18 protein-coding genes and 1 riboswitch are annotated in these 21,035 nt (G+C 72.8%); of the genes, 10 read left to right on the top strand and 8 right to left on the bottom strand.

Translation table 11 applies throughout. The features are described from left to right. Positions 1–29: 29 nt before the first annotated feature. Positions 30–1,454, bottom strand: coding sequence for a PLP-dependent aminotransferase family protein (locus ACIRL2_RS08350; RefSeq protein ID WP_402230995.1), 1,425 nt, complete (start codon positions 1,452–1,454; stop codon positions 30–32). Positions 1,455–1,598: 144 nt separating this feature from the next. Between ACIRL2_RS08350 and ACIRL2_RS08345 the strand changes: the two genes are divergently transcribed. The 5 genes from ACIRL2_RS08345 to ACIRL2_RS08325 all read left to right on the top strand — a co-directional run bounded on the left by ACIRL2_RS08345 (position 1,599) and on the right by ACIRL2_RS08325 (position 7,138). Next, positions 1,599–2,465: a hypothetical protein gene (locus tag ACIRL2_RS08345; protein ID WP_402230993.1), complete on the top strand. Its 867-nt coding sequence runs from the start codon at positions 1,599–1,601 to the stop codon at positions 2,463–2,465. Positions 2,466–2,724: 259 nt separating this feature from the next. After that, entirely contained in the window at positions 2,725–3,945 is a 1,221-nt protein-coding gene (locus tag ACIRL2_RS08340) for a hypothetical protein (protein WP_395859304.1), read from the top strand. A 68-nt stretch (positions 3,946–4,013) separates the two neighbouring features. Continuing rightward, positions 4,014–4,508: a DUF1203 domain-containing protein gene (locus ACIRL2_RS08335; protein WP_402230990.1), complete on the top strand. Its 495-nt coding sequence runs from the start codon at positions 4,014–4,016 to the stop codon at positions 4,506–4,508. Positions 4,509–4,696: 188 nt separating this feature from the next. Next, on the top strand, positions 4,697–5,335 hold the full coding sequence (locus ACIRL2_RS08330; RefSeq protein ID WP_395858660.1) for a hypothetical protein: 639 nt from the start codon (positions 4,697–4,699) through the stop codon (positions 5,333–5,335). A 307-nt stretch (positions 5,336–5,642) separates the two neighbouring features. Continuing rightward, positions 5,643–5,876, top strand: a riboswitch (cyclic di-AMP (ydaO/yuaA leader). 32 nt (positions 5,877–5,908) lie between these two features. Continuing rightward, positions 5,909–7,138, top strand: coding sequence for a transglycosylase family protein (locus ACIRL2_RS08325; RefSeq protein ID WP_395859303.1), 1,230 nt, complete (start codon positions 5,909–5,911; stop codon positions 7,136–7,138). Positions 7,139–7,291: 153 nt separating this feature from the next. On the opposite strand, the gene ACIRL2_RS08320 is transcribed toward ACIRL2_RS08325, so the two are convergent. Both ACIRL2_RS08320 and ACIRL2_RS08315 read right to left on the bottom strand, forming a co-directional pair. After that, on the bottom strand, positions 7,292–8,356 hold the full coding sequence (locus ACIRL2_RS08320) for a glycerophosphodiester phosphodiesterase family protein (protein ID WP_402230986.1): 1,065 nt from the start codon (positions 8,354–8,356) through the stop codon (positions 7,292–7,294). Positions 8,357–8,642: 286 nt separating this feature from the next. Then, entirely contained in the window at positions 8,643–9,125 is a 483-nt protein-coding gene (locus tag ACIRL2_RS08315) for a MarR family winged helix-turn-helix transcriptional regulator (protein ID WP_395858658.1), read from the bottom strand. A gap of 102 nt (positions 9,126–9,227) precedes the next feature. Between ACIRL2_RS08315 and ACIRL2_RS08310 the strand changes: the two genes are divergently transcribed. Then, positions 9,228–11,483 (top strand): MMPL family transporter, encoded by a 2,256-nt coding sequence (locus ACIRL2_RS08310; protein ID WP_402230983.1) that lies wholly within the window; start codon positions 9,228–9,230, stop codon positions 11,481–11,483. A gap of 108 nt (positions 11,484–11,591) precedes the next feature. Here the strand turns inward: ACIRL2_RS08310 and ACIRL2_RS08305 are convergent, their stop codons facing one another. Then, positions 11,592–12,887, bottom strand: a complete 1,296-nt coding sequence (locus ACIRL2_RS08305; RefSeq protein ID WP_402230980.1) for a hypothetical protein — start codon at positions 12,885–12,887, stop codon at positions 11,592–11,594. Positions 12,888–13,279: 392 nt separating this feature from the next. On the opposite strand from ACIRL2_RS08305, the gene ACIRL2_RS08300 reads away from it, so the two are divergent. Continuing rightward, positions 13,280–14,293, top strand: a complete 1,014-nt coding sequence (locus ACIRL2_RS08300) for a hypothetical protein (RefSeq protein ID WP_395858655.1) — start codon at positions 13,280–13,282, stop codon at positions 14,291–14,293. 114 nt (positions 14,294–14,407) lie between these two features. On the opposite strand, the gene ACIRL2_RS08295 is transcribed toward ACIRL2_RS08300, so the two are convergent. Further along, positions 14,408–15,058, bottom strand: coding sequence for a Type 1 glutamine amidotransferase-like domain-containing protein (locus tag ACIRL2_RS08295; RefSeq protein WP_402230978.1), 651 nt, complete (start codon positions 15,056–15,058; stop codon positions 14,408–14,410). A gap of 270 nt (positions 15,059–15,328) precedes the next feature. On the opposite strand from ACIRL2_RS08295, the gene ACIRL2_RS08290 reads away from it, so the two are divergent. After that, positions 15,329–16,174 (top strand): polysaccharide deacetylase family protein, encoded by an 846-nt coding sequence (locus ACIRL2_RS08290; protein ID WP_395858653.1) that lies wholly within the window; start codon positions 15,329–15,331, stop codon positions 16,172–16,174. Further along, positions 16,174–17,397 (top strand): beta-propeller fold lactonase family protein, encoded by a 1,224-nt coding sequence (locus tag ACIRL2_RS08285; RefSeq protein ID WP_395858652.1) that lies wholly within the window; start codon positions 16,174–16,176, stop codon positions 17,395–17,397. The genes ACIRL2_RS08290 and ACIRL2_RS08285 overlap by 1 nt, the downstream gene beginning before the upstream one ends. 131 nt (positions 17,398–17,528) lie before the next feature. Here ACIRL2_RS08285 and ACIRL2_RS08280 read toward each other — a convergent pair whose 3' ends face one another. Continuing rightward, positions 17,529–17,804 carry a hypothetical protein gene (locus tag ACIRL2_RS08280; RefSeq protein ID WP_402230975.1) on the bottom strand — a complete coding sequence of 92 codons (276 nt, stop codon included), beginning with the start codon at positions 17,802–17,804 and terminating at the stop codon, positions 17,529–17,531. Between ACIRL2_RS08280 and ACIRL2_RS08275 the strand changes: the two genes are divergently transcribed. Next, entirely contained in the window at positions 17,803–18,183 is a 381-nt protein-coding gene (locus ACIRL2_RS08275; RefSeq protein ID WP_395858650.1) for a TetR/AcrR family transcriptional regulator C-terminal domain-containing protein, read from the top strand. The two genes, ACIRL2_RS08280 and ACIRL2_RS08275, sit on opposite strands and share 2 nt — an antisense overlap. A gap of 262 nt (positions 18,184–18,445) precedes the next feature. On the opposite strand, the gene ACIRL2_RS08270 is transcribed toward ACIRL2_RS08275, so the two are convergent. Next, entirely contained in the window at positions 18,446–19,618 is a 1,173-nt protein-coding gene (locus ACIRL2_RS08270; protein ID WP_395858649.1) for a (Fe-S)-binding protein, read from the bottom strand. Further along, positions 19,615–21,000, bottom strand: coding sequence for an FAD-binding oxidoreductase (locus ACIRL2_RS08265; protein ID WP_402230971.1), 1,386 nt, complete (start codon positions 20,998–21,000; stop codon positions 19,615–19,617). Before ACIRL2_RS08265 ends, ACIRL2_RS08270 begins: the two co-directional genes overlap by 4 nt. Positions 21,001–21,035 lie beyond the last annotated feature (35 nt).

Below are 21,035 nucleotides of genomic sequence, written 5' to 3'. Positions count from 1 at the left end.
ACGCCGGCCGACGAAGGGGTCGGTGCCCGTCAGCGACTCGCCGCCAGTCGACGGGTGTGCTCCTCCCACGCGGCGGTCAGCCGGTCGACGGCCGACTCGAGGGTGGCCGCCGACTCGGCGAAGGACAACCGCACGCCGCGATGGTGTCGGCCGTCCACGCACGCGTCGGCGCCGGGCAGGACCAGCACGCCGTACCGCGCGGCCAGGTGCGCGAACGTCGTACTGTCCGCGACCGGCAGGTCCGCCCACACCGACAGCCCGGCCCGCGGCGCCTGCACCCGCCAGGCCGGCAACTGACCGGCCAGCAGGTCCAGCAGCAGATCGCGGCGTTCGGTCAGCGCTCGACGCAGTTCCTCCTGCCAGTGCGCGTCGGCGGCTCGCAGCAGGCGGGCGGCGAGCACCTGCGCGGGTACGCTCGCCGCCGCGCCGGTCGCGCGGGTCCGGGTCAGCCGGCCGCGCAGCGCGTCCGGCGCGCGCAGCCAGCCCACCCGCAGGCCGGCCCAGAACATCTTGGACAGCGAGCCGAACGCGATCACCGTGTCGTCGTCGGCCGCGGCCGGCGGTACGGGAGGGGCACGGTCCGGTCCCAGGCCCAGTCCGGCCTGGGTCAGGTCCTCCACCAGCACCGCGTCCCGGGCGCGCCGCACCGTGAGCAGGGCGCGGCGGCGGAGCTCGGCCAGCGGAGCGCCGGTCGGGTCGTGCGCGGCCGAGGCGGCCAGGATCACCGGTGCGTGCAGCCGGGCGGCGGCCCGGTCCACGGCGGCCACGTCCAGGCCCAGGGCGTCCACACCGACACCGATCGGCCGACCCCCGGCCGCCGTCACCGCCGCGGCCAGGCCGGGCGTGCCCGGGCAGCCGGTCAGGACCGCCCGTCCCGGTGACACCAGCGCCGCGAGCACCAGGGACAGCGCGTGCCGGGCACCGGCGGTGACGATCAACCGGTCGGGTGTGGTCGGCAGGCCCAGGTGCGTGGTGAGGTGGTCGGCCAAGGCCGCGCGCAGTTCGGGCAGGCCGTCCGGGGGCAGGCCGTGCCCGTCGTCCTGAGACAACACGAACGCGCCGTCCGCGGGCGGCAGATGCCCGGTCCCGGCGGGTACCGACAGGGACAGGTCGAGCACGTCGGCGTCGGCGACCAGGCGCCGCCGGACCGGGGCCGCGACCGGGGTGGGCGGATGCGTCCACCCGGGCCGGGGACACACGAACGTGCCCGCGCCCTGGCGCCGCTCCACCAGGCCGGCCTCGGCGAGCGTCTCGTAGCCGCGCACGACGGTGCCGCGGCCGACCCCCAGGGCGTGCGCCAACGGGCGCTCGGCGGGCAGCCGCGCGCCCGGGCCGGCGAGGCCGCGCTCGATCGCCTCGGCCAGCGACTCGGCGATCCGTCGATGGCGCGGTCCCGCGCGGGTGTGCCAGTCCTCCAGCGCGACGCGTACCCACCAGCTCGGATCCTGGTCCATTCACCCAGATTGGCACTGTTCCGGGAGTGGGACAACGGGCAGGCTCGTCGACGGGGCCGGCTCGTGGCTCGTGGTTCGTGGCCTGCCACGCCCGATCGTCGACCGCCGCCCCCGCTCCCCGTCGCCCGGTGAAAGGTGCCCATCGTGTCGGCCGCTCCCGCCCCCACCCTCGCCAGACGCTTCTGGGAGGCGATCGAACCCGTCCACGCCGTCGTGTACTTCGCGCCGGAACCGGCCGAGGCGGCCCGCGCGCTCGGGCTGATCGGGTGGTGGATGGGCTACTTCGCGGGTCGGCTCGCCCCGCTCGGCGCGGTCCGCGCCCCCGAGGCGAGCGCGCTGTGCTTCGCGTTCGCACCCGGCCGGGTGGCCCGTGCGCTGCCCGACGCGTGGGCGTACACGACGCCGGAGAAGATGCTCGACACCCGGATCGGCGCGGTCGAGACGGCGCTGGCCCGAAGCCTGCCGGCGGTGGGCGAACGGCACCTGGAGGCCCTGGTCGACCTGCTGGAACGCGCGGTCGAGGGCTGCGGGTACGAAGGACGCGCGCTCGCCGCGGCGTGGGCGGGTGTGCGGCGCCCGGACGGGGTGGCCGGCCGGTTGTGGTTGGCGAGTACGGTCCTGCGCGAACACCGCGGCGACGGCCATGTGATCGCGGTCGCGCACGCCGGCCTGACCGGCATCGAGGCGGGCCCGACCCACGCCGCCACCGGCAACGTCCCGCGCGAACTGCTGCAGAGCACCCGGGGCTGGAGCGACGCGCAGTGGGAACAGGCGCGCCGCCGCCTGGTCGCCAAGGGCCTGCTGGACCGCGACTCGCGACTGACCAGGAGCGGCGGGGCGCTGCGCCGCGACGTGGAACACGCCACCGATCGACTCGCCGCCGACCCCGTCACGCTACTGGGCGAGGCCGGGGTCGAGGAGGCCATCCGGCTGGCCGCGCCGCTGGGCCGACACCTCGTGGACAGCGGCCTGATCCCGGTACCCAACCCGATCGGGGCACCCCGCCCATGACCACGCACCCCTATTCCCGGACCGCGTCGAACCCGCGCATGGAACGGGACGGGCCGATCGCCGGGAGGCATCACCGCCGAGTGGAACGGTTCCGTACCCGAGCGCGTCCGTAGCAGGGGGAGTCGACGCAGATCTCCCGGGCCGGCGACCCGGGTCGCCGGCCCGGACACCCGTCCGCGGTCATGTGCGGCCCGCCGGCCACGACCGAGCGGTTCGCCGGCCCCCGACCCGGGCCCGAGAGCCACGACACAGGGGGGAGATCCGTATCGCCATCGCCGAACCGGGGCGGATTGCCGAGGAGAGCACCGCGCCAGGCCCGGACGAGCCCGCGGAGGTCGGTGCACACGCTGCGGCTGAGGGCGGGGTCGGCGACGCCGCCGAGCGCGACGCTCCCGCGGCGGAGCCCGACGTCCCCCCGCCACCGCGTGGGGGCCGGCTGCGGCGACGGTGGCGGTCGTGGAGTCGCCGGCGGCGGATCACCGTGATCCTGCTGATCCTGGTGAGTCTGCCGCTGCTGCCGGTGGGCGCGGCCGCGCTGGCGCTGCGGCTGGAGTACGCGGGCGATCCGTCGGACCAGGCCCGCACCCGCGGCCGGGACGCGATCTGGCTCGGCCACGCATGGGTGGACGGACGCAAGGGGGCGGCCGAACTGGCCGCACTGGCACAGCGGTTGCGGGGCACCGGCATCCACGACCTGTACGTGCACGCCGGGCCCCTGGAACACGACGGCACGCTGCCGCCCTCCGCCCACCCCGGGGCGCGGCAACTGGTGGACGCGGTCCACCGCGAACTGCCCGGCGTACGGGTGCAGGCCTGGCTCGGCGACATCGTCTCGCACGGCGGGCCCGGGCTGCGGCTGGAGCGCCCGCCGGTGCGCGCGGCGATCACCGCGTCGGCCGCGCAGATCCTGGACGCCGGCTTCGAGGGCGTGCACCTCGATCTGGAACCGGTGTGGTCCGGGAACGAGGACTTCCTGACCGTGCTCACCGCCACCCACGCGCTGACCCGTGCGCGCGGCGTCCCGCTGTCGGTCGCCGCCGCGCAGATCGATCCGCTGCCGTCCCTGCACAGCGTCTTCCAAGCGCTGCGCGATCACCCCAAGTGGTGGTCGCAGCGATACTTCGGCCAGGTCGCGCGGCGGGTCGACCAGATCGCGCTGATGTCCTATGACACCGCGATGCCGCTGGAGTCGCTGTACGGCGGCTACGTCGCGCAGCAGACCGAGCTCGCCCTGGAGGCGACGCCGGCCGGGGTCGACCTGCTGATGGGCCTGCCCGCCTACTACGCGAACAGTTGGGGTCATCACGGCTCGGCCGAGACGGTCGCGGCGGCGGTGCGCGGTGTCCGCCTGGGCCTGACCAGACACGACCCGCGCCGACCGAACTTCGGCGTCGCACTGTACGTCGACTTCGCCGCGACCGACACGGACTGGGCGTCCTACCGCCGGGATTGGTGTCGTCTCGACGGTCGAGCCGGGTGAGGCCGGGTGCCGAACGAGGTGTCCGATTGCCGCCGGCACCGTGTCCCGGCCGCGTCCACGCTGGAGGCATGACCACCTCCGCGGATACCCGCACCTTCGTCGTCCGAGCGATCCCCGCCGAGCTCCTCGCCTCGGTCCGGGCCACCGGCCTGGACGTCTCCGGCCACCCGGTCGAAGCGCACACGGCCGGCGGCGGCGAACCGTTGCGCTGCTGCCTGCGCGACGCCGAGCCGGGCGAGCGGCTCATGTTGTTCGGCTACGAACCGCCGCTCCCGGCGAGCCCGTACCGCGAGATCGGCCCGGTCTTCGCGCACGCCGACGCCTGCCCCGGCCCGAGCACCGACGCCTACCCGCCCCAGTGGCGGGCCCGGCCCCAGGTCTTTCGCGCCTACGACGCCCGGGGACGGATCCACCCCACCTCACGCCTCCACGACACCGACAACCCCGAGCCCGCCCTCGCCGAGATCCTCGCCGACCCCGAGGTGACCGAGATCCACTGCCGCAACATCACCTACGGCTGCTACATGTCCACCATCGTCCGCCCGTCCACCCCCGACCGCTGATCCCACGACCGGATCCCCGGTGGCGCTCGCCCCCGGCGCCGGGGGCGAGCGCCCGGCGCCGGCGCGTCCACCGGGGCGGCGACACCGTCGCGCCGGTCTCGGCCACGCCCGGGACGATCACCGTGTCGGGCCGGATTCCGTACCGGCCCGCGCGCGGGCGGCTCCGAGCCGATCGCTACCGTACGCGGATGGACAACGCAGTCGTGCGGAGCCCGTCGGCCCAGGTCGCGGCGCACACCGCCGCTCCCGGTCCGGGCCGTGTCCGGGGCGCCGCCCAGGTGGTCACCGACATCCTCCAGCCGCGCAACACCATCCTTGCCGGACTGTCCGGTTTCGGTGCGCTCGTCGCCCACTCGTGGACCGGCGCCGGATGGGGTCTGTTCGCGGCACTGTGCGCGGGCATCGTTCCGGCCGGGTACATCGAGTGGGAGCGTCGCCGCGGTACCTGGGGCGACCGGCACGTGGTGGACCGCCGGCAGCGTCCGCGCATCTTCGCGGTGATCCTGGCCTCGATCGGCATCGGCGCGGCGGTCATGCTCGGCGCCGGCGCGCCGTCCCGGCTGGTGTTCGCGATGTTCGCGCTGTGGGGCATGACGGTGGTGCTGCTGGTGGTGAACGCGGCGTGGAAGATCAGCGTCGACTGCGCGGTCGCGTCCGGCATCGTCGCGTTGCTCGCCGTCGCGGGCGGACCGTGGTGGTCGACCGGTTATCTCGCGGTCGGCGTCGTGTGCTGGTCGCGTGTCGCACTGCGTCACCACACCGTCGCGCAAGCCGTGGCTGGTGCGCTCTTGGGCGCCGCCACCGGGGCATCTCTGGTTTTCGGATGACCGATAGCGGTACATATCGGGCGGCCATCGACCCTCTCTATGGTGCACGTCACATGCCGGGTACCGATGGTCAGGAGGTCGTACGCACCGTAAACCGTCTTTTCACGATTCCTGCCCTGAGTAATCGAATACCCACTATATGTCATCGATTCGGGCACAATGCGTACGCTTCTCGGGACTTTAGGTCCCGATATTCCACCCTTCCGCCCTGATTCTTCTGTTTCGGCGAAACGTGATGTTTGGATCCGAGTCGAGGGTGTGCGTAGTTTGGTGCTTCGCCACACCGGTCCGGTGCTCGGCGAAATGGTCTCCCGGTTCGCCGAATCCTGCCGCCGGAGCGAGGCCACGGTACGAAACCCGAAAGGCAGGAGCGGGGGAACCAAGTGGAATGCCGTCCCGGGCGTCCGTGACACGGACGCCCATGACGACGGCTTGGGGTGAAGCCGTGCCCGTCCCTTCCTCAGGAGGGCCGAACACGGCCGGGCGAGACTCTCCAGCCCGAATCCGACAGCTCACTTCGTAGGCGTGGGAGAAGGAAAAATCTTCGTGCAGTCGTTCATCACCCCTGCCCGCATGCCCAAGAAGACGCGTCTCGCGCTGACCCTCGGCATGGCCGGCGCGATCGTCGCCGCCCCGCTGGTCACCGGTCTCGCCACCGCCAACGCCGCCTCCGTCTCCACCTGGGACAAGGTCGCCATGCTCGAGAGCTCGGGCAACTGGCACATCAACACCGGCAACGGTTTCTACGGTGGTCTGCAGTTCACCATCAGCACCTGGAACGAGTTCGGCGGTCAGCAGTACGCCCCGCGTGCCGACCTGGCCACCAAGGACCAGCAGATCGCCATCGCCGAGAAGGTTCTCGCCGTACAGGGTCCCGGCGCCTGGCCGAACACCTCCGGCCCGGCGGGCCTGACCAAGGGCAGCGCCGCGCCGGCCGTCTCGCCCGGCACCAAGTCCACGGTCAAGGTCACCCCGAAGGCCGCCGAGAAGCCGGCCGAGTCCGCTCCGGCCCCGAAGATCGAGGTCGTCCCGGCGGCCGCCGCGAAGTCCGCGTCGACCAGCACCTCGTACTCCGTGGTCAAGGGCGACACGCTCTCCAAGATCGCCGCCGCCAAGGATGTCGAGGGCGGCTGGCACAAGCTGTACGCCGACAACCGCTCGGTGATCGGTGGCAACCCGAACGTCATCCAGATCGGTCAGAAGCTCTCGCTCTCCGGTAAGGCCTCGGCCTCGACCGAGTCCGGCAGCACCAAGACCGAGACCGCTCCGGCCGCGCCGAAGACCGAGACCAAGACCACGGCGTCCGTGAAGGTCGCGCCGAAGGTCGAGGTCAAGGAGAAGGCCCCGGTCGCGGCCAAGGAGTCCTCGGCCAAGGCCGAGTCCACCACGGCCAACGCGTCCGGTTACGTCGCTCCCGTGAAGGGCGGCCTGGGCACCGCGTTCGGCACCGGCGGCAAGCTGTGGTCCAGCGGCAGCCACACCGGCCAGGACTTCGTGGCCGCCACCGGCACCTCGGTGAAGGCGATCACCTCGGGCACCGTGGTCAAGGCCGGCAACGGCGGCGCCTACGGCAACGAGATCGTGATCAAGCACGCGGACGGCAAGTACTCGCAGTACGCCCACCTGTCCAGCATCGGCGTGCGTGTCGGCGCCACGGTGAGCACCGGTCAGCAGATCGGCCTCTCCGGCGCGACCGGCAACGTGACCGGCCCGCACCTGCACTTCGAGATCCGCACCACGCCGAACTACGGCAGCGGCATCAACCCGGTCACCTACCTGCGCGCGCACGGCGTCAACCTCTGAGCCGAGCGTCATCAGGCGGTAACCACACCGCGATAGCCACACCAACGCGGTAGCCGTACCAGGGCCGGGCCCGTCGACCGAGTGTCGACGGGCCCGGCCCTTTTCGGCGTCCCCACCCCTGCGGACGCCGAAGTCTCCGGCGGATCGCGCCGATCAGCCGCGCGCCGGGTAGCGCTTGGGCAGCGACAGCCCACGTGCGGCCATCAACTCCCGCAGCCGGTCAGGGTAGTCGGTGATCAGACCGTCCACGCCGTCGTCCATCAGCTTGGCCATGGTCGCCGGGTCGTCGACGGTCCACGGCACGACCTTGATGCCCGACGCGTGTGCCCGGGCGACCATGTCGCGGGTCACGTAGGGACGGTAGTTCGGGTCGGTGACCTTGCCGTCCTGCGGGAAGCCGTGCACGGGCGAGAACGTGCCGGCGCCGAACGAGGAGATCGCGCGCAGCGGATCGCCGTCGAAGTCGTCGATGTCCAGGCCGCCCAGCCAGGGCGAGGCGCCGGGCTTGCCGACCTGGAGGAAGTCGTAGTTGGTCAACGCGACCAGCGGCAGGCGCGGTTCGACCTGCCGCATGCGCTTGAGCGCGCCCCAGTCGAAGCTCTGCACGGTGACCTGGCGCAACAGCCCGGCCCGGCGCACCTCGCGCGCCACGACCTGTACGAACTGCTCGCGCGGCGCGGTCTCCTGCGGCGCGCCGGCCTCGACCTTGGTCTCCACGTTGAGCTTCACGCCGCGCGCGTGCCGGTGGTTGACCAGGTCGAACACCTCGGTGAGCAGCGGCATTCGGGCTCCGGGCGAGGTGGTCTGCGCGGGGAAGCCGGGGAACTGCCGCGATCCGCAGTCCAGCGTGCGGACCTGCGCCAGGCTGAGCGTGTTGACGTACTTGCCGACGTAGGGGAACTCCGGGTCGCCGGCGCGTACCGGCTTGGTGTCCGCGCACTTGCGTCCGTCGACCTTGCGGTCGTGGGTGACCACGGCCCGGCCGTCCTCGGTGATCTGGACGTCCAGTTCGAGCGTGGACACCCCCAGGTCCAGACCCTTGGCGAAGGACGCGAGCGTGCTCTCCACGGTCAGCCCGAGACCGCCTCGGTGCGCTTGGAGGTCGAAGGACTTGCGGTGGTGGCCACCGTGACGATCCGCGGCGGCGGCCATTCCCGGGGCGGCGACAACGGCGGCCCCGGCCAGGATCGCGGCCGTGACGGTCTTCCATCCGGACATGGACGTCTCCTTCTCGCTCCGGTCGACGACGATCGACCGTCGACGCCCACACCCTGGCCCGCGCGAAGTGATGCGCGGGGAGTCGGATCATGGCGGTCGGGCGAAGAAGAGACGAAGAAGTGGCGAAGTACCCCGACGCGAGCGCGAATCCGGGCCCGAGCCGGAACTCGGACCGGCCCGGGCTCGCATCCGGACCGGGCCCGGGCTCGCATCCGAACCCGGGCCCGAGTGGAACCGCAGTCGCCCGGCGGGCGCCTCGATCCAGGCGCCGCACCGAAGCGGCCGCTCAGCAGCTCGCGTCGGATCCGTCGTCGGACCACCCGGGACGATGCGCGGCCAGCAGCCGGCCGGACGCGTCGTGCACGATCCGCCGGTCCTCGGCCGAGACGGCGGCGAAGAACGCGTCCTCGGCCGCGCTCAGCAACCGGGTGCTCTCCGCGACCAGTTCGCGTCCGGAGGCGGTGACCTGGATGACGTGCCGCCGTCGGTCGTGCGGGTTGCGCCGACGCTCGGCGAAGCCGCGCTCCTCCAGGTCGTCGAGCACGCCGACCAGGACGTTGGGGTCGATCCCGAGCAGTCGGCTGACGTCCTGCTGGGACAACGACTCGTAGGTCAGCAGGGTCTCCAGCACATGCACGTGCTTGGTCTTGACGCCCAGCGAGGAAAGCGTCTGATCGGCGAGCGCCAACAGGAGATCGGCCAGCTTGACCAGCCGGTACCCGGTCCGTGCTCCCATCGGCGGCCGCCCGGTGTTGGGTCGGTCCGTCATGTCCACATGTTAGCGGTCCGCGAACATATGTCATCTAGACGAAAGGCTTTGCATATCGTATGTTCCACATACGATCCATCGACTCTACGGAAGGGTTCGGCGATGTTCGCTGCCCTGGCCCGCCTGACCACCGCCCGGCCCCGGCTCTTGTTGATCACGGCCCTGTTCCTGCTGATCGGCGCCGGACTGCTCGGCCGCGGCGTCGGCGACCACCTGCTCGGCGGCGGCGCCGTCGACCCGAACTCGGCCTCGGCCCGTGCCGCGACCGCCCTCGACCGCGACTTCCCCGGCAGCCGCCCCAACCTGGTCCTCCTGGTCGGCGCCGACCGCCCCCTTGACGCACCTGAAGTCGCGCTCCAGGCAAAGGAGTTGACCGACCGACTCGGCGCCGAACCCGATGTCGCCGGGGTGGTCTCCTATTGGAACGGCGGCGCACCGACCCTGCGCACCGCCGACGGCCGACACGGACTCGTCCTGGCCCACGTCCGGGGTGAGGAGACCGCCGCCTCCGACACGTTCGAACGCCTGGCCGCCGACTACCGAGGCACCCGAGGCGCGCTGAAGGTCGAACTCGGCGGCAGCGTCGCGGTGCGCCACGACATGCAGAAGACCATCTCCGAGGACCTGGTCCGCGCCGAACTGATCGCGCTGCCGATCACCCTGCTGATCCTGATCCTGGTCTTCGGCAGCCTGGTCGCCGCGCTGCTGCCACTGGGCGTCGGCATCCTGGCCATGGTCGGCACCAACGCGGTGCTGCGCATGGTCTCCTCGGTCACCGACGTCTCGGTGTTCGCGCAGAACCTGACCACCGTGCTGGGCCTGGGCCTGGCCGTCGACTACGGCCTGTTCGTGGTCCGCCGCTACCGCGAGGAACTCGCCGCCGGCGCCCCGCCGATCCGCGCCGTGACGGTGATGCTGAACACCGCCGGGCGCACCGTGGTCTTCTCCGCACTCACCCTCGCCGTCTCCCTGGCCGCGATGCTCGTCTTCCCGCAGTACTTCCTGCGCTCGTTCGCGTACGCCGGAATCCCGGTCGTACTGCTCGCCGCGTTCGGCGCGCTGGTGATCCTGCCCGCCGCGCTGGTCCTGCTCGGCGACCGGGTGGACAGGGGCGACCTGCGCGTGCCGCTGCGCCGACTCGTCGGCCGGGCGCGGCCCGTGCGCCCGGCCGCGCCGCACGCGCAGCCGGAGAGCCGCTGGTATCGGATCTCCCAGGCGATCATGCGCCGGGCGCCGATCGTCGCCGTCCTCACCACCGGCGTTCTGGTCGCGCTCGGACTGCCTTTCCTGGGCGTGCAGTTCGGCACCGGCGACGATCGCCAACTGCCGAAGTCGGCCGAATCCCGGCAGGTCCAACAGGTGATCCGGGACCAGGTGGACGGACGCCCCACCGGCGCGATCGAGATCGTGGTGGGCGCGGCGCGGCAACCCGACGGCACCGCCGACTACAGTGCCCGACTGTCCGCGATCGACGGTGTGGCCCGCGTGGTCGGGCCCGCAGGCACCTTCGAGCACGGTGCCCGCAGCGCGGCCCCGGGTCCGGCCGAGGCCGGTCGGCGAGCCGCCGGCAGCGCGTACATCTCGGTGGTGCCCGCCGTCGAGGACCTCTCCGCCGCCGGTCAGGATCTGGTGCGCGAGGTGCGGGCCGTGCCCGCGCCCGGCCCGGCCCTGGTCGGCGGACAGAGCGCCGAGTTGGTCGACGCCAAGCACGCGATCGGCAGCCGACTGTGGCTCGCCGGCGGCCTGATCCTGCTCACCACGTTCGTCCTGGTCTTCCTGCTCACCGGCAGCGTGGTCCTGCCGATCCTGGCGATCGTGTTCGCCGCGCTGAGCCTGACCGCGATGTTCGGCGCGGTGGTGTGGGTGATCCAGGACGGCCACCTGTCCGGCCTGCTCGACTTCACCCCGACCGGGTCGATCGAGACCGCGCTGCCGGTGCTGATGTTCTGCATCGCGTTCGGACTGTCCATGGACTACGGCGTGTTCCTGATCTCCCGGATCAAGGAGGAGCACGACCGCACCGGCGACCACCGGGGCGCGGTCGCCACCGGACTGGCGCGCACCGGCGGCATCATCACCGCCGCGGCGTGTGTCCTGGCGGTGGTGATGTTCGCGATCGGCACCTCGCGGGTGACCAACACGATGATGCTCGGCGGCGGACTCGCGCTGGCCGTCCTGGTCGACGCGTTCGTGGTGCGCAGCCTGCTCGCGCCGGCGGTGTTGGCCCTCACCGGCCGGGCCACCTGGTGGGCGCCCGGGCCGCTGCGCCGGCTGCACGATCGCTTCGGACTCTCCGAGGGCGGTCCGGTCGAGCCGCCGACCGTGCCGGAGCCGCGCGTGCCGGTGCCCACACCCTGAACGGACCGGGCGCCGGGCGGGGCCGATTCCGGCCCTCCCGGCGCCCGATTTCCGACCGCGGCTTGAGAACACCCCATCAAGCCCGGCCGGTGCCCGATGCCGACCGGCTCATCGGCGGTACAGCACCGCCTCCGGCGCCGCCGCGGTCAACGTGACCGGCTTCTCGGGACGGACCGGCACTGCCCGCCCGGGTCGGTCGTCCTCGCCCAGCAGGAACGCCCGATTGACCCCGTTCACCGTGACCGTGGTGCCCGGGTCGACACCCGCCACCGTTCGGATCGCCACCACCTCGACGATGTCCGACGCCCGCGTCCCGTGCGGGAGTCGTACCGTGGTCGCCGCCGGATCGTCGCGCTGCAGCGACCAGTCCACCCGCCCGCGGTCCGAGCGGTACAGGGTCGGGTCGCCCTTGATCCGCACACCGAGCGCGACACCGGCCCAGCCGGCCGCGCCGGGCGGCGGTGCCGAGGTGGTCTTGCGGACCACCGCGTACAGGTAGTCCCGGGGGTCGGCGATCAGCGTCGTGGTGTCCGCCGGCGGGTCGGCGACGACCCGGCCCTCGCGGCGCACCTCGTCGGTCATCACCTGATACACCCACGGGTGCCGGTCCACCATCTCCTCGCGCGCGGTCTTCTTCGGATCGACCAGCCGCTCGACCGCCGCCGGCGCGAACCGCATCGGGTTGTCCACGACGTCGCACAGGTTGTTGTTCAGCGTGCACGTCTGCAGCAGCGGGTGGCCGTCCTCGTAGCGGCCGGCGAACAACTTCGTGCCGTGGTCGGGCGACTGGAAGTACGCGGTGCCCGGCACCGCCTTGCCTCGGCCGTCCACCTCGACGCGGTAGGCCCACTCGATGTCGGTGGTGCGGCCCCAGCGGGCCATCAGCGCCGGTGTCGAGGTGCCGCCGTCCTCGTTGCTCCACACGATCGTGTAGGTCAGCACCCGGTTCCCGGCGGTCGCCGCCGGGGTCTCCTGGTACCAGGCCGACACCGGCGTGTCGGAGACCGCGTTCTGGAACGGGCCGGTCGCCCCGCCGGGCACACCCGGGATGCCGCGGCCGTACAACACGGGCGCGTTCGCGGCCACGGCGTGCTCGCGGTCCGTCGTGGCGATGGTCTCGGTGCGCAGCCGGGAGACCCGGACCACCGATCCGGCCGGCGACGAGCGATCGGCCGCATAGCTCAGCGTCAGTTTGTGCCGGCCCCTGCGCAGCGCGCCGAGGGCGAAGCTACGCTCGGTGGGCGTGGCGCCGAAGACCACCACGTCACCGGCGGGCCGCCCGTCGACGAGCAGTTGCAGCACCGCCGACTCCTTGCCCGGCGTACCCCAGTCGAGGCCCGGTGCCGCGACGGTGAGCGTCACCAGGGCCTCGCCGTCGCGTCCGGTGCGGAACGGCACCACCACCGGGCGGCCGTCGCGGTGCACCCCGAAGGTGCCGTGCGCGCCCGCCGATCGGTCCGCCTCGGCGGCCTGCGCGGACGGACCGGGCCGACCAGTGCGGCCGAGGCGGCGAGTACGGCGGCACCGATCACGGATCGGCGCAGGCCATGGGTACGAGAACCAGCGAACACGAGCATCCCCCGAAGCACATCGGTGAGGCTGACCCGTCCACCGTGGTCGGCCGGCGGTGCGCGGGCCAACCCCCGGGCGGGCAAATTCCTCCAACCGTCACCGTCGGTCCGACGCCCCGACACGCCCCGGCCACGCAATCGGTGCCACGGCACGCCCCCGGCCGCGGCACGCCCGGTGTCCGATTCGTTCAAGACCGAGCGCGCTCGGCGGCCTAGCGTCGAGTCATGGACTGGATCACCCGAGACATGCTCGAGCGGGCCGAACGTTTCCTGTGGACGTCGGGACGGGTGCTGGAACAACGCCGTTTCGCATACCTGTTCGGCACAAAGGACGGCAAGGCCGAGCACGACGGGGCCGAGCACGACAGAGCGAGGGACCGCACGGGCGCCGGGCGCGGGAGCGGCAAGGTGGACGACGAACGGGCCGGAGTGCTGGCCGCGTTGTACGCCTACCGGAGCCCCGACGGCGGCTTCGCGTACGGCTTGGAACCGGACGTGCGCGGTCCCCTTCCGCAACCGGCCACGCTGCGCACCGCGATGCCGATCCTGGCCGAGACCGGCGCGCTGCGCAGTGCGGAGACGGCCCGACTCTGCGACTGGCTGGCGAGCGTGGCGACCGCGGCGGGCGGGGTGGCGCCGGCGTTCGCCGGCCTGCGCGACTATCCGCACCCGCCGTGGCTGGTGGTGCCGGACCCGCCGACCGCGGGCCTGATCCCGACCGGCTGGATCGTCGGGGCGCTGCTTCGCGCCGGCGTCGAGCACCCGTGGCTCCCGAGCGCGACACAGTTCTGCCGGACCGCCGTCGAGACTCTGGCCACCACCCATCCCTACGAGGTGGAGGCGGCCGTCACCTTCCTCGACGGCACACCGGATCGAGCGTGGGCCCGGCACCAGGCCGCGCGGCTGGGCGAACTGGTGCGGGAGCAGCGGCTCGTGCTGCTCGACCCGGCCCATCCGGAACAGGTCCGGCTCGCGCCGGGCTACGCGGTCGGCGAGTATCACCTGCCACACGACTTCGCGCCGTACCCGGACAGCCTGGCCCGGGACTGGTTCACCGATGCCGAACTGCGGGTCGGCCTACGGGCGCTGGTCCAAGCCCAGGAGGAAGACGGCGGTTGGCCGTTGCGCTGGGCCGAGTGGTCGCCCACCGTTCGGGCGGAGGCCCGGCCGGGCCTGACCATCGCGGCCCTGACCATCCTGCGGGCCTACGGGGAGGCGGTGCCGCCCAGGGCGGACTGAACGCATGTCGGGTCGGCGCAGGTCCGACCGGGCGCGGGCCGGGGGACCGCACGTGCGGCCGAGCACACGTACACCGCGCGTACGTCCGGCCCGGCGCCGGCCTCGAGTCCCGGCTCAGCAGACGGTGGCCCGCGCCCCGTCGATCAGCAGGGCCTGTCCGTCGCGCAGCGTGCGGTGCGGCACGCCGTGGGCACGATAGTCGGCCACGACGGCCGCGAGCAGCTCCGCCTCCGGGTGGCCGGGCGAGTCGATGTGCGGCACGACGGCGTGGTCGAGGACGGCCAACCCGTCCCAGGGGGCGGGTTCCCCGTGCAGCGCGGTGACCGCGTCCGCGTCGTCGCACCGTTCGAGGCCGCGCAGGCTCGGTGCGAGCACGCACGCGCCGGCGCTGTACCCGGCGTACACCAGCGCGTCGCGGCGCAGCAGGTCGAGGAGGACGCGGTCCGCGCCGCTGCGGGCAAGCGCGTGGCGCAGCACGAACACGTTGCCGCCGCGTACCCAGACCGCCGCGAAGTCGGCGAGCACGGCGCCGACTTCGGCGAACGGGCGGTCGAAGAACGTGCGCAGGTCGAGTTCGCTCGGCCGCAGTCCCAGGGCGCGGAGGCCGGCGACTTCCTGGTCGACGCCGGCCGCGCGGACGCCGGCCGGCCGATCGTCGGTCGCGTTGGCGATCACCGCGATCCGAGCGCCCGCCGGCGGGTCGAGCAACGCGAGCAGACGGTCGGGGTGTTCGCCGAATCGGAACGAGGAGAGATACATCCGCATCATCGGACCCTAATACCGCGACCGGAGACCGGGTCCGCCGGGCGGTACCTCGAGACGGTGCGCCGGTCGACACCGGAGCACTCCGGCGGTCGCGACACTGCTCCATCGGGGTGGCGCACGCGGTTCGGGGTTCACCCGCGCGGGTCGATCGGCATGCGACCCCGTCCTCGGCAATCGCCGGGAATCACACAGCGAACGTGACACGACACGCAGCGTGGCCGAGCGTACGCATACCGCTCTCTTGCGGTCGCAGCCCGTAAGGTCGCCGGCGTGACGCCTCTGGATCGCCGAAGCATGCTTCGCCGGCTCGCCCGGGCCGCCGCGCTGGGCGCTGCCGCCGGCGCGGCGGCGAGCGGGTGCGGCGACGGGTCCCCCCGCGCGTCGACACCCGCGTCCGCTCCGGCGTCCACGTCGGCCGGCGGCGGCAACAACCCGACGTCCGCCGCCGTTTCCGGTGCCCCGAGTGCCGCCGCCGGCGTCGGAGCGGGCCGGGAGCAGCCGCCGCTGCCTGCCGGTCTGCCGTTCGAGATCGGCTCGGGTCCACCGGATCGGCCCCAGGTGGCGCTGACCTTCCACGGGCAGGGCAGTGCGGAGACCGCCGACTCGCTGCTCGGCCTGATGGAGGCGGCCGGGGCACGCGGCACCGTGCTCGCGGTGGGCTCCTGGCTCGACGAACAGCCGCGGATGGCCCAGCGCGTGCTGACCGGCGGCCACGAACTGGGCAACCACACCATGCACCACGGCGACATCTCGTCGATGTCCGCCGATCGCACCTACGCCGAGATCGCCGACTGCGCCGACCGGCTCAACCGGCTCACCGGCTCGATCGGGCGCTGGTTCCGGCCCTCCCAGGCCAAGGACTGCACCCCCACCGTCGTCGCCCAAGCCCGCCGCGTGGGATACGCGCACTGCCTGGGCTACGACCTGGACTCACTCGACTTCACCGATCCCGGCGCCGCCACCGTCACCCGCACCGTGCTGAACGAGGTTCGGCCGGGCTCGGTGGTCAGCCTGCACTTCGGACACCCGGGCACCGTAGCCGCGATGCCCGCAATCCTCGACGGCCTACGGACCCGCGGACTGCGGGCGGTCACGATGTCGGAGCTCGTCACCTGATGACCACTCATCCCTTCCCCTCCCGCCGCCGCCCCGGCCGGACCTCGCTGTTCCTGGCGGGCTGTTGCCTGGTGGCGTCCGCCGCGTGCGGGTCCGCCACGAACGACGCGGCGAAACCCGAACCGGTCAAGTCCTCGATCGCCCCCGTCGACCCCGCACCCGCTCCCGCCGTACCGGTGGCGGAGAGCGCGAATCTGCTGCCCGGCATGCCGCCGCCGCTGGACCCGAACGACCTGTACGCGGCCGACCGCCCCGGCATGCTCGCGGACGTGGTCAAGGACTTCCCGTCCCGGGTGTACGTACCCAACACCGAGTCGAACACGGTCAGCGTGATCGACCCGACCACCTACAAGGTGATCGAGACGATCAAGGTCGGCCACCAGCCGCAACACGTGGTGCCCTCCTGGGACCTGAAGACCCTGTGGGTGAACAACGACCTGGGCGACACACTGACTCCGCTGGACCCGGCCACCGGCAAGGTCGGCACGCCGGTTCCGGTGGAGGACCCGTACAACCTCTACTTCACGCCGGACGGCAAGTACGCGGTCGTGATGGCCTCGATGGACCGCCAGGTGGTCTTCCGCGACGCGCACACGATGGCCGTGGTCAAGGCCATTCCCAGCGAGTGCGCGGGGGTCAACCACGCGGACTTCTCGCCCGACGGCAAGTACTTCATCGTCTCCTGCGAGTTCTCCGGCGAGCTGCTCAAGATCGACACCGCCGAGATGAAGCTGCTGGCCAAACAGAAGATCCCGATGTCCGGTGCGATGCCCCAGGACGTCAAGATCTCCCCGGACGGCCGCACCTGGTACATCGCCGACATGATGGCCGACGGCCTGTGGGTGCTCGACGGCGACACCTTCGGCAAGCCGACCAGGCTGCGCACCGGCAAGGGCGCGCACGGGCTGTACCCGAGCCGCGATTCCAAGAGCCTGTACATCTCCAACCGAGGTGAGGGCTCGATCTCGGTGCTCGACTTCGCCACCGGCGCGTTGACCGCCAAGTGGCACCTGCCCGGCGGCGGCAGCCCGGACATGGGCGGCGTCTCCGCGGACGGCAAGGTGTTGTGGCTCAGCGGGCGCTACGACTCCGAGGTGTACGCGATCGACACCACCGACGGCCATCTGCTCGCCCGTGTGCCCGTCGGCGCCGGCCCGCACGGGCTGTGTGTCTACCCGCAACCCGGCCGCTACTCGCTCGGCCACACCGGCGTCTTCCGCTGACCGAGGACGCGGTGCCGTGCCGAGACGGGCGGCGGGGTGCGACTCCCCGCCGCCCGCTCATCGCCGACTCGGGCGGGCCGGGCGGCCCGACCCGCGCTCGGCGAGATCCGGGTCGCCCGGTCCGAGGCCGTTCAGGACGAACGGACGTCCCGGGTCGAGCGCGTGTCGATCAGTACGGCCGCCACCGCGGCGGCGCCCAGCATGATGCCCGTGGCCACGAGCAGGGCCACGCCGAATCCGTGCACGGTGCCCGCCGTGATCGTGTCCGGCCCGCCTTCGTGGGTGCGCAGATAGCTCGCGGTGACGCTGGTGGCGACGGTGTTGAACAACGCCGTGCCGAGCGCTCCGCCCACCTGTTGACCGGCGTTGAAGGTCGCCGCGGCGGTCCTGGACTGGCGGGCGACCATGTTGCGGCATCCGTGGTCGGCCGCGCTCCTGCAGCGACCCACCCTGGGCCCGAACGTGCTCGCCCGCATGGAGTTCCTCCAGGCGGCCCTGGTCCGAGCCGGCTTCACCGGCCGCCGGCTGAACTCGGCGACCTGGGCGCTGTACAACCACCTCATGGGCGCGACGGTGGCCCGGGCCGGCTTCGCGTTGTCCGTCGAGGACCGCGAGGCTGCCCAGCGGCAACTGCACGACCTGAGCGACCGATACCCGACGCTCAGCGCAAACGACTACATGCTCCAGGACGACTGGGACGCCACCTTCACCAGCGGCCTGGCCTACGTCCTCGACGGCATCACGACATCTTCCGACGCCGCGTCGGACGCGCCCTCCGCGACCTGAGGTGTGGCCCGTGTCCCGGCGGCGAGGGCCGGGACACCCGGCCGGCGGTCCCGGCGTGGCCGTGGTCGTGGTCGACTCGCGCAACGACGCGGCCCGGCCCCGGGGACGCGTGCCCGCCGCCGGGCACGTCCGGCCGCGCCGCGCTCGGGTGTCGCCCGCGCCTGCCGAGTGGGACGGGGCCCGGGCCGGGCACGGCGCACGCGGCTCCCCCCGTGTGGAGTCGCATGCGCCGAACTCGTCCCGGGCCCTGCGGCTTTCGGGCTCAGCCCGGTCCCGCACTCCCGTCGTCCACGCGGAACTCGGTGAGGAACTCGGCGAGATGGACCGCGCGCACCCGCGACTTGCGGCGGCGCAGGCCGGTGCGGAGTTGGCGCAGGCAGCCGGGATTGACCGCGACCACGACGTCGGCGCCGGTCGCCTCGATCGCGGTCAGCTTGCGGTCCAGGATCCGGCGGGACTCGGCCGGCCGCAGCAGCGCGTATGTGCCGGCCGCGCCGCAACATTCGGCGGCGCCCGGGGTTTCCACGAAGTCGGCTACCCGGGAGAGGAGTTCGCGCGGCCCCCGCCACACGCCCAGACCGTTGCGCAGGTGGCACGAGTCCTGGAGGGTGACCTTGATCCGACGCCCGGACGGCCCGCCCTCGGTGAGCGTGGCCGGGTCGATCGCCTCGGAGAGTTCGGTGACCCGGTCCCGGCCGAGTACGTCGGCCAGGTGCGCGGCGCAACCACCGGAGGTGGTGACGATCCGGCCGGGCAGCCGTTCGCCCAGCCGGCGGGCGAGTGCGCGGCCCTTGTGCAGCTCGCCGTTGTGCGCGTGCAGAGCACCACAGCAGCCCTGGCCGTCGGGTACCGCCAGACCGGGCAGCAGGGTGCGCGCGGCGCGGGCCACCTTCGGGAACAGGGCCCGCTCGAAACAGCCCAGCATGAGCGAGGCACCGGCGCCGGTACTCGTGGCGGTACTCGTGGTCGTGCCGCCATCGAGACCGGGAGCCGGCGCGTCGGTCGTCACGGTGGGGGCCGGCGTCGTCGGCTTCGATCGCCCGGGTCCTCGGCCCGACGGCAATACGAACCGCCCCCATCCCATCGCCCTCACCACCGCCGGCATGCTCACCACGACCGTCAGCAGCCGGGCCAACGGCGGTCGACGCCGGCCGCGCCACTGGTGTTCGCGCCACTGTTCGAGCAGCGAGCCGTACGGCACGCCCGCCGGGCAGACCGGTTCGCAGGCCCGGCAGCCCAGACAGGCCGAGGACTGTTCGAGCAGGGTCGGGTCGTCGCCGTCCAGCCGACCGGTCTCCAGTGCCCGCATCAGGTTGATCCGGCCGCGCGGCGAGGACGCCTCGTCGCCGGTCTCGGCGTACGTCGGGCACGCGGGCAGGCAGAAGCCGCAAGAGATGCAGCGGGAGAGTTCCTCGGGATCGAACACACCGGTCATGAGCCGAGCTTTCCGGGATTGAGGATGTGGGTGGGATCGAAGGCGGTCTTGATCCGGCGCAGCAGATCCGTCTGGGCATCCCCCAGTTGGGCCCGCAGGTGGGGCAACTTGGCCGCGCCGACGCCGTGTTCACCGGTGATCGTGCCACCCAGTTCGATCGCGGTGCGGAAGATGTCGTCGAACGCGGCGTGGGCGCGTTCGATCGACTCGGTGTCGTTCGGGTCGGCCACCACACAGGTCGGGTGCAGGTTGCCGTCGCCGGCGTGACCGAAGGTGGCGATGGTGACCGTGTGCCGGTCCGCGATGGCGTCGATCCGGTCGACCATCTCGGCGATCCGGGGCCGGGGCACGGTGGCGTCCTCCAGGATGGTGAGCGAGCCGAGCCGGGACAACGCGGGCAGTGAACAGCGGCGCGCGGTGAGCAGCGCCTCGGCGCCGGCCACGTCCTCGGCCAGGGTCCACTCGGTGGCGCCGGCCCGGTCGCACAGGTCGGCCATCCGGGCCAGGTCGTGACGTACCGCGTCCGGCGCGCCGTCGTCGCCGAACAGCAACAGCGCGCCCGCGTCCCGGCGCAGCCCCAGGTGGGCGAAGTCCTCGACCGCGCCGATGCAGCGCCGGTCCAGGAATTCCAGGGTCGCCGGGACGATGCCGGCGGAGAGGATGTCGGCGACCGCGCGGCCCGCGTGCGCCAGGTCGGGGAAGTAGGCGATGCCGGTGCCCGTGTCGGCGGGCGCGGGCAGCAGTGCCATGGTGATCTCGGTGATCACCGCGAGGGTGCCCTCCGAGCCGGTGAGCAGCCGGGTCAGGTCGTAGCCGGCCACGTCCTTCCAGAGCCGGCCGCCGGTGCGGATCACCTCGCCGGTGGGCAGCACCGCCTCCAGGCCCAGTACGTAGTTGCGAGTCACCCCGTACTTGAGCCCGCGCAGCCCGCCCGCGCAGGTGGCCACGTTGCCGCCGACGGTGGAGACCGTGCGGCTGCCCGGGTCGGGTGGGAACAGCAGGGCGTGCTCGGCGACCGCGCTCGCCAGTGCGGCCGTGGTGACGCCGGGTTCGACCACGGCGAGCAGTTCGGCGGGGCTGATCTCGCGGATCCGGTTCATCCGGGTGGTGACCAGGACGATGCCGCCGTCCAGGGCGACGGTGGCCGCGCACAGGTTGGAGCCCGCGCCCCGGGGGACGACCGGGATGCGGTGGCCGCTCGCCAGGCGCAGTACGGCGGCCACCTCGGCGGTGTCGGCGGGAAAGACCACGGCGTCCGGGAGCCGGTCGAACAGCGGCGTGGCGTCGCGCGCGTAGGGCACGAGATCACCAACGGCGTGCCGGACGTGTTCGGCGCCGACGATCGCGCCCAGGCGGTCGATCAGGTCCGTGGACAGGGGCATGCGACGTGCTCTCCCTCGGGTGCGGCAGGTGGATC

This window comes from Embleya sp. NPDC127516, assembly GCF_044765325.1.
Classification (GTDB): Bacteria; Actinomycetota; Actinomycetes; order Streptomycetales; family Streptomycetaceae; genus Embleya.
Note: the sequence above shows the minus strand (reverse complement) of the source record. Positions and strands in the feature narration are given on the sequence as shown.

Coding starts and splice junctions, on each gene's coding strand:
- ACIRL2_RS08285 (WP_395858652.1), top strand. CDS start 16,174: ATGACCACTCATCCCTTCCCCTCCCGCCGCCGCCCCGGCCGGACCTCG.
- ACIRL2_RS08280 (WP_402230975.1), bottom strand. CDS start 17,804: ATGGTCGCCCGCCAGTCCAGGACCGCCGCGGCGACCTTCAACGCCGGT.
- ACIRL2_RS08295 (WP_402230978.1), bottom strand. CDS start 15,058: ATGCGGATGTATCTCTCCTCGTTCCGATTCGGCGAACACCCCGACCGT.
- ACIRL2_RS08325 (WP_395859303.1), top strand. CDS start 5,909: ATGCCCAAGAAGACGCGTCTCGCGCTGACCCTCGGCATGGCCGGCGCG.
- ACIRL2_RS08270 (WP_395858649.1), bottom strand. CDS start 19,618: ATGACCGGTGTGTTCGATCCCGAGGAACTCTCCCGCTGCATCTCTTGC.
- ACIRL2_RS08275 (WP_395858650.1), top strand. CDS start 17,803: ATGTTGCGGCATCCGTGGTCGGCCGCGCTCCTGCAGCGACCCACCCTG.
- ACIRL2_RS08315 (WP_395858658.1), bottom strand. CDS start 9,125: ATGACGGACCGACCCAACACCGGGCGGCCGCCGATGGGAGCACGGACC.
- ACIRL2_RS08300 (WP_395858655.1), top strand. CDS start 13,280: ATGGACTGGATCACCCGAGACATGCTCGAGCGGGCCGAACGTTTCCTG.
- ACIRL2_RS08350 (WP_402230995.1), bottom strand. CDS start 1,454: ATGGACCAGGATCCGAGCTGGTGGGTACGCGTCGCGCTGGAGGACTGG.
- ACIRL2_RS08335 (WP_402230990.1), top strand. CDS start 4,014: ATGACCACCTCCGCGGATACCCGCACCTTCGTCGTCCGAGCGATCCCC.
- ACIRL2_RS08320 (WP_402230986.1), bottom strand. CDS start 8,356: ATGTCCGGATGGAAGACCGTCACGGCCGCGATCCTGGCCGGGGCCGCC.
- ACIRL2_RS08310 (WP_402230983.1), top strand. CDS start 9,228: ATGTTCGCTGCCCTGGCCCGCCTGACCACCGCCCGGCCCCGGCTCTTG.
- ACIRL2_RS08265 (WP_402230971.1), bottom strand. CDS start 21,000: ATGCCCCTGTCCACGGACCTGATCGACCGCCTGGGCGCGATCGTCGGC.
- ACIRL2_RS08330 (WP_395858660.1), top strand. CDS start 4,697: ATGGACAACGCAGTCGTGCGGAGCCCGTCGGCCCAGGTCGCGGCGCAC.